At 51.2% G+C, this 13,494-nt stretch carries 12 protein-coding genes; all 12 read left to right on the forward strand.

Translation table 11 applies throughout. The features are described 5' to 3' along the window. Positions 1 to 126: 126 nt before the first annotated feature. Positions 127 to 966 carry a DNA repair protein RadC gene (radC, locus tag VGK02_12230; protein ID HEY3375804.1) on the forward strand — a complete coding sequence of 280 codons (840 nt, stop codon included), beginning with the start codon at positions 127 to 129 and terminating at the stop codon, positions 964 to 966. Between the two features lie 56 nt (positions 967 to 1,022). Further along, complete coding sequence (locus VGK02_12235) at positions 1,023 to 2,057, forward strand: rod shape-determining protein (GenBank protein HEY3375805.1); 1,035 nt, start codon at positions 1,023 to 1,025, stop codon at positions 2,055 to 2,057. An 11-nt stretch (positions 2,058 to 2,068) separates the two neighbouring features. Continuing rightward, positions 2,069 to 2,917, forward strand: coding sequence for a rod shape-determining protein MreC (gene mreC / locus VGK02_12240; GenBank protein HEY3375806.1), 849 nt, complete (start codon positions 2,069 to 2,071; stop codon positions 2,915 to 2,917). After that, positions 2,914 to 3,444 carry a rod shape-determining protein MreD gene (gene mreD / locus VGK02_12245; GenBank protein ID HEY3375807.1) on the forward strand — a complete coding sequence of 177 codons (531 nt, stop codon included), beginning with the start codon at positions 2,914 to 2,916 and terminating at the stop codon, positions 3,442 to 3,444. Before mreC ends, mreD begins: the two co-directional genes overlap by 4 nt. After that, the gene (mrdA, locus tag VGK02_12250) at positions 3,441 to 5,339 is read left to right on the forward strand and encodes a penicillin-binding protein 2 (GenBank protein HEY3375808.1); all 1,899 of its coding nucleotides are present in this window, start codon (positions 3,441 to 3,443) and stop codon (positions 5,337 to 5,339) included. Before mreD ends, mrdA begins: the two co-directional genes overlap by 4 nt. A gap of 2 nt (positions 5,340 to 5,341) precedes the next feature. Then, a complete protein-coding gene (gene rodA, locus VGK02_12255; protein HEY3375809.1) occupies positions 5,342 to 6,451 on the forward strand; it encodes a rod shape-determining protein RodA in 1,110 nt (369 codons plus the stop codon). Between the two features lie 116 nt (positions 6,452 to 6,567). Beyond that, positions 6,568 to 7,536 carry a DUF697 domain-containing protein gene (locus VGK02_12260; GenBank protein ID HEY3375810.1) on the forward strand — a complete coding sequence of 323 codons (969 nt, stop codon included), beginning with the start codon at positions 6,568 to 6,570 and terminating at the stop codon, positions 7,534 to 7,536. After that, a complete protein-coding gene (locus tag VGK02_12265) occupies positions 7,466 to 9,334 on the forward strand; it encodes a TIGR03960 family B12-binding radical SAM protein (protein HEY3375811.1) in 1,869 nt (622 codons plus the stop codon). The genes VGK02_12260 and VGK02_12265 overlap by 71 nt, the downstream gene beginning before the upstream one ends. Next, positions 9,267 to 10,085, forward strand: coding sequence for a TIGR03936 family radical SAM-associated protein (locus VGK02_12270; GenBank protein HEY3375812.1), 819 nt, complete (start codon positions 9,267 to 9,269; stop codon positions 10,083 to 10,085). Before VGK02_12265 ends, VGK02_12270 begins: the two co-directional genes overlap by 68 nt. Beyond that, positions 10,066 to 11,565: an Rne/Rng family ribonuclease gene (locus VGK02_12275; GenBank protein HEY3375813.1), complete on the forward strand. Its 1,500-nt coding sequence runs from the start codon at positions 10,066 to 10,068 to the stop codon at positions 11,563 to 11,565. The genes VGK02_12270 and VGK02_12275 overlap by 20 nt, the downstream gene beginning before the upstream one ends. Positions 11,566 to 11,674: 109 nt before the next feature. Next, on the forward strand, positions 11,675 to 12,805 hold the full coding sequence (locus VGK02_12280) for a hypothetical protein (protein HEY3375814.1): 1,131 nt from the start codon (positions 11,675 to 11,677) through the stop codon (positions 12,803 to 12,805). Positions 12,806 to 12,952: 147 nt separating this feature from the next. Beyond that, entirely contained in the window at positions 12,953 to 13,318 is a 366-nt protein-coding gene (gene rplU / locus VGK02_12285; protein ID HEY3375815.1) for a 50S ribosomal protein L21, read from the forward strand. The last annotated feature ends 176 nt before the right edge of the window (positions 13,319 to 13,494 follow it).

Below are 13,494 nucleotides of genomic sequence, written 5' to 3' on the forward strand. Positions count from 1 at the left end.
GTTCAATCTCGTATTACTACAAGTTTTCCAATTCGGCGGGATATCTAACATGGTGGTGGTGATTTTAGATCGCTGATTCGCAGGTTTCAGTTGGTGACATATGTTCTCGCATCCTATAGAATATACATGAAATCGCAAAGCCTACCCTCTAATCTGCTCAAGTATGAGGTAAAGGCGTTTGCTTTGGTCTTTGACCTATTCATAGCGGTAAAGAATGCACGGTTAACGCAATTAAGCCGTCGGGCCGGGCTCGTCAGCGGGGGATATATGGTGACGCAGGACTATTCACATATAACAATAAAGCAATTACCACCGGACGTGCGGCCTCGGGAGCGGCTTATTCAGTTTGGCGCTGGCAGTTTGTCAAACGCAGAATTACTAGCTATAGTAGTGGGGACCGGCACAAAAAACAAGAACACGGTCCAGGTAAGCGAAGCTCTGTTGACGCACTTCGAGACACTCGGCTCTCTCGGCTCATCAACTATAGAAGAACTATGCGGTGTGTCGGGAATAGGGAAGGCGAAAGCCACGAAGATACTTGCGGCTCTCGAGTTGGGGCGCAGAGCAGGTATGGTTTCGCCGGCCGAGCGCGTAACCATAGGTTGCCCGGAGGATGTTGCAAGGCTGCTTATGCCGGAGATGCGATATCTCGACAGAGAGCATTTCCGGGCTCTGATATTAAATATCAAGCACCAGGTAATTAAGATTGTCGATATCTCGATCGGAAGCCTAAATGCTTCGGTCGTGCATCCAAGGGAGCTGTTTAAAGCTGTCGTGCGGCATAGCGGCGCGGCGGTTATCGTCGTTCATAATCACCCGAGTGGTGACCCGACGCCGAGCTCCGAGGATATCGCGGTGACCAAACGGCTCAAAGAGGCGGGGGCGATCCTCGGAATCGAGCTGCTTGATCACATAGTCTTAGGCGACGGTCGTTTCGTCAGCCTAAACGAGTATAATTTGCGGTAACAGCTTGCAACGAGCAAGCTGCGCGTTGCAATAACATATTATTGAAAGGAGACTCAATGTTCGATTTCTTATCGATGCCGTTTAGTCGTGACATGGCTATAGATTTAGGCACGGCCAATACACTGGTCCACGTCAAAGGGAAAGGCATCGTACTCGTTGAGCCTTCTGTTGTTGCATACGATAAATCCTCAGGCAAAATTTTAGCCGTAGGCGTAGATGCAAAGAAAATGATCGGGCGCACGCCCGGGAGTATTATGGCGATACGCCCGCTTAAAGATGGTGTTATCGCTGATTTTGACGTTACCGAGGCGATGCTTCGCCACTTTATTCAAAAGGTACACAACCGTAAACAATTTGTGCGACCACGTGTGGTTATTTGTGTACCCTCGGGAGTAACCGAGGTCGAGCGGCGTGCCGTGTTTGAAGCGACGCTTCAAGCGGGCGCCCGTGAAGTCTATCTCATCGAAGAGCCGATGGCGGCCGCTATCGGTGCAGGCCTTCCCATCCAGGAGCCGACCGGTAACATGGTTGTCGATATCGGCGGCGGCACAACCGAAGTCGCCGTAATATCGCTTGGCGGCATCGTTACCTGCCAGTCGATTCGTATCGGCGGCGATGAGTTTGACGAGGCAATCATCAACCACGTGAAGAAGGAATATAACATTATGATCGGCGAACGTACGTCCGAGGAGATAAAAATACAGATCGGAACGGCGTATCCGGTTGGCGAAGAGGAAGACGCCGAAGTGCGGGGGCGCGATTTACTCACCGGTCTGCCGAAAAACGTCATCCTCTCGACAGAAGAGATACGGGCGGCAATCGAAGAGCCTCTTTCGGCGATTGTCCTTGCCATTAAGACGACGCTGGAAAAAACACCACCGGAGCTTGCGAGCGACATTATGGACCGCGGCATTGTTATGACCGGCGGCGGGTCGCTTTTGCAGGGCTTAGATGAGCGCATCAGGCAGGAGACAGGTATGCCGGTACACGTAACCGATGACCCATTGGTGTGCGTTGCTTTGGGAAGCGGGAAGGCACTCAGCGAGATAAATACGCTGAGGAAGGTACTAATCGGCACGTCATCACGATAGGAAAGGACCCCATGCCTGAATCTTTCGGTAGGCGTATTTACCTGGTCTTATTCGGGCTTATTTTTATAAGTATGATCATACTCACGGTCCATTTCCGTGAAGGGGAAGACGGACCGATCCACAGAGCCCAGCGGGCCGTCTTGGCGGCGACATCGCCGCTGCAAGCGGTCGTTGCTACGACTCTCTCGCCGGTACGCGACGGCTGGGACTACCTCATACATTTCGGTGAACTCACGCGCGAAAACCGTCGCCTTAGCGCAGAGGTTGCACTATTAAAGGGCAAGGTTTTTGAGCTGGAAAGCTTAAAGCAAGAAAACGCGCGCCTGCGAACGCTCGCCGGTTTTGAAAAAGAGCACAAAATCAAATCGATAGCAGCCCATGTTGTTGGAATGCCTACCAGCAACTGGTGGTCGTCGGTTATCGTCGATCGCGGCAGCAGTGACGGCGTACGGCGCAACATGCCGGTTTTGGCGGGCGGCGGGCTCGTAGGACAGGTGAGCGATGCTGCCTCCAGCGTCTCGAAAATCATCCTCTTAAACGATGTGCAGAGCGGTGTCTCGGTGCAGGACCAGCGAACCGGCGAAATCGGCGTTATTAAGGGTCAGCTCAAAGACAAGACGCTATCAATACAGTATATATCCAGGGATTCATTGATACATAAAGGCGATGCCATAATAACATCCGGGCTTGGCGGGGTATTCCCGAAGGGCATCTATGTTGGCAGGGTTTCCGCCGTTCAGGAGTCGACCTACAGTTTGTATAAAGTCGTTAATGTAGAATCGCCGGTCGATTTTACCAATATGGACGAAGTCTTGATTATCGATAAAGCCGCTAATTTCTTCTTTAAGGAGGGCAAATGATGTGGCCTCTCGCGCAGATGTGTCTCGTCGTTATTGGCGCGTTTTTTGTCCAATCAGCGATTGTTCCGCATATCTCCGTGATGGGCGCCAAGCCTGATATTATTCTCATTGTCGCCTCGCTCTACGGGTTTACCTATGGGCCTGCGTCCGGATCGCTTACGGGCTTTATCGGGGGCCTCCTAGGGGATCTCTTAGCCGGTCCGCATGTCGGTATCGGGCTCTTGAGTAAAACCATTGTGGGTTTTTTTGCAGGGCTGGTCCGGCGTGCGGTCTTCCTTGAGAATATGATGCTTCCGATGCTTGCGATCTTTGTCGCGACCTGGCTCAACGAATTTATTTATGTAGGCTTTTTATTCTTACTCGGCGAAACCGTTCCGATTAAAATCGTCTCTTTGCAGGTAATTTTACCGTCCGCCATTTATAATGCGCTGCTCGCACCGTTTGTATATGTCTTGGTTCATCGCTTTATGGTCATACGCGAAGAAGCTTCGTCGGTGCGAATCGCCAACAAATATGATTCAGTATGAAACTAATCGATGCGACGTTTGATAAAAATGTAAAACCCGATGATGCCAGGCCGCGGCTTATGGTGCTGATGTTTGTCGCCTTCACGATTTTCGCCGTTCTTATCAGCCGGCTTTGGATATTGCAAGTCATGGGCGGCCAGAAGTATATGGCGCTTGCCGAAGGCAACTATATACGCGACCTCCCGATTGAGGCGCCTCGTGGGCTTATTTTCGATCGCAGCGGTAAGGTGCTGGTTAATAATCGGCCGAGCATCGGTATAACGCTGTCGCCGCCGGTCGCAGAAAAGAACCCGCGAATTATTAACAGGCTCGCCGGTATCTTGCATATTTCGAGCAGCGATATCCGAGAGAAGCTTGCGGAGAAGAAAGCCGATCCGCTCAAACCCCGCGTAATCGCTCGCGATATAGATGATAAAACACTCGCCTATATCGAAGAGCATAAAATGGGTTTGCCGGGCGTCGATGTTGTTACGGAATCGATCAGAAGTTATCCTTTCGGCTCGCTTGGTGCGCACGTATTTGGCTACCTCGGTGAGATTTCGCAGGAAGAGATGCAGTCTAAGAAAAACAATGGCAGCTATGCGCTCGGTGATATTATCGGCAAAAGCGGTGCTGAGAGCGTCTACGAAGGGCTTCTGCGCGGTCAGAAGGGGAGCGAGCAGATCGAAGTTAATGCGTCGGGACGGCCTCTAAGTATCATTAAGAAACAAGAACCGTTGCCGGGAAGCAATCTCATGTTAAGTCTCGACCTTAGCTTGCAGCAAGTTACCGAACAGGCGCTTAAAGACGCAATGCAACAGGCGCGTAATACAGGAACCGGCGCTAAGGCAAATGGTGGGGCGGCAATAGTGCTCGACCCGCGAAACGGCGATGTTCTCGCCATGGCGAGTTTGCCGACCTATGATCCGGCACTTTTCATAGGTGGCATATCCAAAAAGAACTGGCAGCAGCTGATCGATAAGAAGACTAACTTTCCGCTTAACAACCGGGCGATTATGGCATACGCACCCGGATCGACGTTTAAGCCGGTTACCCTCATCGGTGCGCTCGCCGATGGCATTATTAAGACTAACGACACGTTCGATTGCGGCGGCAAATGGCTAGGATTGGGCAAGAAGTGGGCGCGGTGGTGCTGGGATCACGCCGGGCACGGCACGGTCGGTCTCACCAGAGGAATGGCTGAATCGTGTGACGTGGTGTTTTATTCAATCGGCTACAAGTTTTATAAAACGGGCGGCGAGCGTTTGCAGTATTGGGCACGCGTGTTTGGCATCGGCTCTCTTACCGGTATTGACCTGCCCATGGAGGCGAAGGGGCGTGTCCCGGACAAGCAGTGGAAAGAAAAGATCAACGATGGAAACCCCGAGTACCAACGGTGGTATCCCGGTGATACGGTCAACATCGCGATCGGTCAGGGAGACATTTTAGCGACGCCGCTTCAGATGGCCTCGCTCTATGCGGCGATAGCAAACGGCGGTATTCTGTACCGGCCGCATGTGGGCAAAGCAATGATTTCATGGGACGGTAATGTTAAGCGGGAGTTCAAGCTAAAACCGGAAGATAAGCGTAAACTCGATATTTCAAAAGATATTATTCGATTCAACCAGGATGCGCTTGAGAAAACAGTAACACAAGGTACCGCAGCCGCTGCGTTTTCCGGCTTTTCGACGCGCGTTGCCGGTAAAACAGGAACGGCGCAGGTGCGGGGTAAAGGCGATTACGCGTGGTTTGCCGGTTATGCTCCGGTTGAGGAGCCCCGCTACGTAGTGGTAGTTATGGTCGAGCAGGGCGGTCATGGCGGCACCATTGCGGCGCCGGCCGCGCGTAAGATTCTTGCCGCCGCTATGGGAATCCCAGACCGCGGCGCCGGTTATGTCAACGATCTTTCGAGGTAGTTATGATAAATCTGATCGGGATCAATAGGAAAATAGATTTGACCATGCTTTTATCGGTGATCTTACTGTGCATCTATGGTGCGATCGCTGTATTTAGCGCAACCCAATCAAATGCGTCTGCCAGCGGTGACCAGTATTTCCTGCTGAAAAAAGAAATACTGGCGATGCTTATCGGCTTTATCGCACTTATTGTTATGACCCTCGGTGATTACAACCGGTGGAAGACGTACATTGTGCCGCTCTATATACTCAATATCGTGCTCCTCATGGTAGTACTTGCCATCGGAAGCTCGCACAAGGGAGCGCAGAGCTGGTTCGAAATCGGCTCGTTTCAGTTGCAACCATCGGAGTTCTCAAAGCTTATTCTGATTGTGACGCTGGCGAGCTTCTTTGCGAATCGCCGGAGTCAGCTCGATAGCATCCAGGATTTGGGCATGTCGCTTCTGCACGTCGGTATTCCGCTATTGCTCGTATTGCTGCAGCCCGACCTCGGTACCGCTTTGTGTTATGTTGCGATCCTTTTAGGTATGATGCTGGTGGCCGGGTTTCCCGCTCGGCACTTTGCAATCCTCGCTATTGCCGGTATTATCGTCGTGTTTTGCGCAGTGCAATTTCATGTTCTACAGGATTACCAGCTCAGTAGGCTTACTGTCTTCGTTAACCCTGACAACGATCCGCGCGGCGCGGGCTATAACCTGCTGCAGTCAAAAATCGCGGTTGGTTCAGGCCAGTTTTTCGGTAAAGGTTTATTCTCAGGCACGCAAACCAGACTGCAGTTTTTGCCCGAGCGTCATACCGATTTCATATTCTCGGTTATTGGTGAAGAGGCCGGCTTTATCGGCGCAGCATTGCTGCTGATCTTGTTTTTAGTTCTAATCGTGCGCGGCATTCGTACCGCCGCATACTCGAAAAATATGTTCGGCACGCTTCTTGCGGCCGGTATTGTCAGCCTCTGGCTATTTCAGATACTGGTTAATATCGGCATGACGATCGGTTTGATGCCGATTACCGGTATACCGCTGCCGTTTGTCAGCTATGGGAATAGCTCACTTATGGTTCACCTCATGAGCGTAGGAATACTTCTTAATGTTTATACTCGCAGTTATGTATAATGAGAGTGCTGCAGTAATACGACGCTCTTACATTAAAGTAACGAGCTGATAGTTGCGGTAATATGATTGACCCCGCTACGATGAATGTCGATAGTTATGTGGAACTGAGGTGAAGTATGCCTATTACTAATCACGTAAAAAAAGCGCGCGACGCCGCAGGGCTTATCAAAGCCGTACGCGGCGAGGCGCAGCAAGAAGTGTGTATCGTTGTCATTGCCGAGCCCGCAGTCGAAGCTGAGTTCCGTAAAGCGCTCGGCGGCACCGGCATAGCTAGCTCGCCGGTTCTTACCGGCGCAAATAGCATTAAAGACGACCGTGACATCGATACGGTGATAAGAAGCGCCGATCTCGCGATTGTTTTGCTGTCTCCCGGAAAAACAGATAAGGACCTCGAAGCGATGGTCCGGCATGCAAATCGTGCGAAGAAAAAACTGGTTATTGTTACCGGAAGCAATATCAACGACTGGCTGGTTGAGCGGCTCGCCGATGTGTTCAGAATAAGCGGCGAGGACGTACTGTTTATATCGCTTACCGATGAGCACACCGTTAAAACGACTTTAGTTTCCAGGATATTAGCCAAGCTTAACGGCAAGGATGTGCCGCTTGCAGCGGCCTTGCCGGTTTTTAGAGAAGAAGTCGCCCGGCGGATTATAACCCATACGGCAAACCAGAATGCGATGATCGGCGTGGCCGTATTCGTTCCGGGCGCCGACATGCCGCTTATGACCGCCAACCAGGTCCGAATGATCCTGAGGCTTTCCGCCGCATACAACCAGGAGTTGTCGATGAAACGGCTCACTGAAGTGTTCGCTGTAATCGGCAGCGGATTTGCGTTGCGCGCGGCCGCACGGCAGGTGATGGGCTTTATTCCGGTTGCGGGATGGGCTGTAAAAGGAGTGATCGGCTATAGCGGAACAGTCGCCATGGGGCGGCTCGCAAAGAAATACTTTGAGGAGCTGCTGGACCAAGACGGGTCGCCACGCCTTCCAAATAGTGATAAGAAAGGTGAATCTTTTGAGCCTTTGGCCTCAGATAGAAAAGGTATTGCAGCAGGTCGAGAAGCCAAGCCGCTACATAAATCATGAGCTGAATTCAGTCCATAAAGAGTTTACCGATGTATTTGTGCGGGTAGCGTTAGCATACCCGGACACGTACGAGGTGGGCTTACCCAATATGGGCCTGCAGATACTCTATGAGATTCTCAACACGGTAGATGATGTTTACGCCGAGCGTGTCTACGCGCCCTGGCTCGACATGGAAGCTGCAATGCGCGAGCGCGATATAGCGCTTTTCAGCTTAGAGACGCATAGTCCTATCGTCGATTTTGATATCCTCGGGTTTACACTGCAGCACGAGCTCATCTATACAAATATTCTTAATATGCTCGATCTGGCGGGGATTCCGGTATTGTCCGCCGAACGTGACGGGCGCCATCCGCTCGTCATTGCCGGTGGGCCCGGCACCGTTAATCCCGAGCCGATGTCCGCATTTTTCGATGTGATGGTTATCGGCGAGGCCGAGGAACTTATCGTTGAATTTGTGAATGTTTATCGCATGTGGAAAAACAAGGCCGGGGATGCGCGTACCGGCAAGCAAGAGCTCTTGCAGCGTCTTGCAGCAATTCCCGGCGTGTATGTGCCGTCGCTTTATACGGTTGATTACCGTGAAGACGGAACAGTTGCTTCTGTTAGGCCAAATGACGGTGCGCCGGCTTCGGTTATGAGGCGCGTCGTTAAGGATTTAAATACGGCGAAAACCCCAGAGCGTCCCATCGTGCCCTTTATCGAAGCGGTTCACGACCGCTGCCAGGTCGAAGTCATGCGCGGCTGCACGCGCGGCTGCCGCTTCTGCCAGGCGGGCATTATCTACCGTCCGGTGCGGGAGCGCACGAAGGAAACGGTGGCGCAACATATCGATGCAGTACTAGACAATACCGGCTACCAGGAGGTATCCCTGTCATCATTAAGCACGGCAGATTATTCGCAGATTGCCGATGCGCTTAAAGACCTCTCCGACCGTTACGGCGAAGACGGCGTTTCGATTTCGCTTCCGTCACTTCGTGTCGATTCGTTCTCGGTGCAGCTGGTTAAAGAGATTGCTAAAGTTAAAAAGACCGGTTTAACCTTTGCGCCCGAGGCGGGAACGCAGCGGATGCGCGACGTGATCAATAAAAACGTAACCGAAGAAGATATTCTAAATACCGCCCGCAAGGCGTTTGAAGGGGGTTGGCAGCGCCTCAAGCTCTACTTCATGATTGGGCTTCCAACCGAAACAGAGGAAGACCTAGAGGGTATCGTCGATGTCGCCCGAAAGGTCGTCGATACCGGCCTTGAAGCCCTTGATAAACAGGCGAGATCGCGCTTGCAGGTAGTTGTAAGCGTATCGGCCTTTGTTCCGAAAGCCGATACCCCGTTTCAATGGGTTCGGCAAAATACGCTCGAGGAGTTCGAGGGTAAACAGGAGTTTTTGCGCCGGCGTTTTAAGGGACGGCATCTCTCATATAAGTGGCATAGCGCTCGTTCAAGCGTTGTCGAAGGCGCGATTGCGCGGGGCGATAGACACGTTGGTACGGCGATTCACCGTGCGTGGCAGCTGGGCTGCAAATTTGATGCATGGACCAGGGAGTTTAATTTCAATGCTTGGTTGCAGGCGTTTAGTGAAACCGGGGTCGATCCCGCGTTTTATACCGGTCGCGAACGCTCACCGGAAGAAACGCCGCCGTGGCAGCACATTGATGCCGGCGCAACGAAGCGGTTCCTGTGGCGCGAATACGAAAAAGCCCTGGCAGGCAAACTTACAGCGGATTGCCGGATGGGTGAGTGCAGCGCATGCGGCGTCTGCCCGGCGCTCGACGTCGAAAATATGCTGTTTGGGGTTGATTAACCTGGCAAAAGTACTGATAAAATACGGAAAAACCGGACCGCTAAAATACTTGTCGCACCTTGAGCTAATCCGCGCGCTTGAGCGCGCACTTAGGCGCGCGGGCATCGACGTAGCCCGTAGCGGAGGTTTTACCCCGCGGCCGAAGATATCCCACGGGCCGGCGCTGTCGGTCGGCGTTGCAAGTTGTGCCGAATACATGCTTGCGGAGCTTGTGAGTATTGTTGAACCGGATGAATTAATAACCCGAATATCTTCCGCTTTGCCGGAGGGATTGACCATATACAAAGCGAAATATATAGCTGATAGCCAGCCGTCGATCATAAGCATCGTGCAAAGTGCGGCGTATCGTGTTACCGTAAGTTCAAGCGTCGATGAAACCGCTGTCCGCTTGGCAGTTGACCGGGTATTAAGCGAGGATCGTCTGCTTGTTAAGCATAAGGGAAAAGAAAAATGGGTAGATACAAAAGAAGCCATTCTTGAGTGGCGCGTCACCCGGACCGATAGTAAAGAATACCAGTTTTTCCTATTGTTATCGGTTGGTAATGCGCAGAGTATCCGCCCGGAAGCGGCAGTTAACAAGCTTGCTGAAGCACTGCAGGGCGTTGATGCGTCTACCTGTGAATTTACAGGAACACTAGATATAACCGATATATGCCGGATGGAACAGTATGCAAATCGGGGTAACCCGTTATTAGATATCTACAATTTTTACGAAAGTGTGAAGACGGGAAGTGAGCGGACTAACTCGTGAATTAATGATATCCGTTGACGACTTCGAGACCAGAGCAGCTATTCTCGAAGATCGCGAGCTTGTCGAGATTTACCTCGAGCGGCGTGAAGCGCCCTCTATAGTCGGTAACATCTATCTTGGGCGCGTAAAGGATATCCTTCCAGGCATGCAAGCTGCATTTATCGATATCGGTGTTGGCAGAAACGCGTTTCTCTATGTGGAAGAAATCGTCTTCCCGCGAGAAAGCGAGGATGAGCCTATGCCGCCGATTCAGCACCTGCTTAAACCGGGGCAGGACATTCTCGTCCAGGTTATCAAGGAACCGATGGATTCAAAAGGCGCACGGGTGACAACGCAGATCACGCTTCCCGGGCGTTATCTCGTCCTTCTACCGTATTCCGATTTCGTGGGGGCATCACGGCGCCTCGCGGATGAAGAGCGACATCGTTTAAAAGAAGTCTGCGAGCGAATAAAGCCGCGAGGCAAAGGTTTAATCGCCCGTACTGCCGCCGAGGGCGCCGCAGTTGAGGATCTGCGCGAAGATGTAAAGCGGTTGCTATTATACTGGCGTAGGATTAACCGTAAGGTAAGGGCGTCGGCCCCGGTACAACTAATCTACCAGGAGCCGCAGCTTGCACTGCGCATCGTGCGCGATGTGTTTTCAACCGAATTTCGCCGTCTGGTATTGGATAACCAAGAAGACCGCGAGTCAATAATCGAGTTCCTTGAATCGACCGATCCCGAGCTGATCAAAAGGGTCGAGTTCTACTCCGAGCGTCTACCTCTGTTTGATAAATACAACATCAACCAGGATATCGAAAACGCTATGAAGCGCAAAGTCTGGCTGCGCTCGGGCGGATACATTAGCATCGATCATACCGAAGCTCTCACCGCAATCGACGTAAATACCGGCAAGTATGTGGGCAAAACTACGCTGGAACAAACGATCTTCAAAACGAATCTCGAGGCTGTTGTCGAGGTCGTCAGGCAGTTGCGCCTGCGAGATATCGGCGGCATCATCGTTATTGATTTTATCGATATGCAAGATATCGAGAACAGGGAAGAGGTCTTCCGCGTTCTCAACGAAGCGCTTGCAATGGATCGCACTAAAACCAGAGTAATCGAGATATCGCGCCTCGGTCTCGTCGAAATGACCCGCAAAAACGTGAGCCAAGGGCTGCTCGAATCGCAGGCGGAAATTTGCCCGTGCTGTCACGGCCTTGGCGTGATTCTAGCGGACGCGACAATCGGGGTGCAGGTTTACCGCCAGATCAAGCGGCTTGCCGCTACGCATGCTTCGGAATCGTTCATCTTCAGGGTAAATCCACGAGGCAAGGAATTCCTTGAGCGCAAGGGTAAACTTACGGGAAGTGTCTTGCATCTGGATTGGGGCAAACGAGCCCACCTATTGTTTGATGGGTCAGTGCCCGTAGGTAAAGCCGAAATGATCGAGGAAGGTTCCGAGGCGCACATCGAGCAAGCCTTTAGCAACTTATATTAATACTAAGAAACGCACAGAACCTCGATAGGCGGCCTTGCGGCATTACAGCTTGCGGTATTCGTTAGACCGTTAGCTCCGGCTTTAATTATCTATGGATGGGAGTCACGCGATGCTGTGTTTCGTAAGCAGAACGTGCCTTGGCGCGAAATCGCTTATATATAGTCTCCTAATTCTTTGCGCTGCAATCCCTTTAGGATGTGCCGGCGCTGAAAACCAGGTTATAAAACAGAAGCCGTACGAAACTAAGGTTATGCATACCGAATGGTCGGGCAGCGAGCGCGGGATAATTTCCACAGTACGAACGGTCGGCCTTGAAACAGGCGCCAAAACAATTGCACTACGGCAGAGCGGCAAAATCGATGGGTTAAAAGTATCCCCAAATAGCAAAAAGCTCGCCTTTATCATGGATCGGAGCTCGCTCTATGTTTGTGATATCGATGGGAAGAACAGGCGGTTAATAGACCGGTCGGTTTTAGGATGGGCTGCATGGTCGTCGCAGAACAACAGAATCGCTTATGTTAAATGGGATTCAAATACAAGCAAAAGCACAGTCATGGTGTGTAACGTTCGCAATAGAGCAAAAGCCGCGCTTAACCTATCGGTATATGCCAACATGCCGTGTGCGGTTCTCGATTGGTATCCGCATGACGCAGCAATTGCTGTCTACGTGCGGGGAGGGAGCGAAACAGAGAACACGCTGGTGAAGTTCGATATGAGTACCGGCAAAGTTAGTAAGGTAGCCGATAATGCGCTTTTGCGAGGCTTTACGAAACAGGGTAATCTCATTGTTACCCGGCCGATCGCGGTAGAAGATTCATCCACAGCAAACCGGGTCCCGAATCAACCGAAAATACGCTGGTACATCTATTTGGGAAAGGATAACGGGTCGTTTAAAAAAATTATCAAAGACGGGTCTCGAAGTGCGATCATAGCAGCATCGAGCGATGGCGGGGCAATCGCGTTCTCAAAAGTCGATGGATCACGCGGGGACCAGCTGTTTATGGCCAATTCCGACGGTACCGGTGAAAGACGTCTTACCGATCTATCTTCCTATACCGGTTTGATTCCGGCCTGGAGCCCCGATAAACGCTATATTGTATTCGCAGCGACACGTCGCAGAGGCCAGGATTCTGGTACGTATCTGTACAGGTATGATATGAAAAATCGCACGGTAAAATCGGTATTCAATCAGGGCGAGAAACCGTCGCAGGTCGGCTCCGTATTTGCCGTCTTTAAATAAGACTCTTATTAATCAATTAAATGTGGTATCTTAGCAGAGTCGTAAACCATGTCGCTGCCACGATAAATGAGCACATAAATCAAGCATGATATTGACACATGGTTGCTTGTTTGCTAAGATTTATGCTTGTTGCTAAGGAGGACTATTATGTATGCCATCATAAAATGCGGTGGAAAACAATACAAAATTGAAAAAGGCGAAGTATTGGTTGTTGACCACGTTGAAGGCAACCCTGGGGACAAATTTGACATCGAAGATGTCCTGATGATGCGTGACGATAAGGTGACTGTCGGCGACTTAGGAAAAATCAAAGTCGTCGCTTCGATCGTCGAGCAGTTCAAAGGCGACAAGATCATCGTGTTTAAGTATAAGTCGAAGAAGAATTACCGCCGTAAACGCGGTCATCGCTCGCATCTCACGAAGATCAGGATCGAGGACATCAAAGTCTCAAAGCCTAGAGCGGCCAAAAAAGCCGAAGCTCAAACACCGCAAGAGGAAGAGGTAACAGCCTAAGCGGGCTGAACCAACTTTATACGAAACAAAATAGAGGCGAGTGCCTCTTTTTTGTCGTTTCTGCTATATTAAAGGCGGTAATTTGCTTTAAAACAGCCATTTGTCGTACCCGCCAGCAACTTTATTTGTGAATTCGATAAGAGCGCGCATGCATGAATTACAAGGTAGTCAGGTCA

The sequence above is a fragment of the Candidatus Aquicultor sp. genome, assembly GCA_036504445.1.
Classification (GTDB): Bacteria; Actinomycetota; Aquicultoria; order Aquicultorales; family Aquicultoraceae; genus DASXVE01.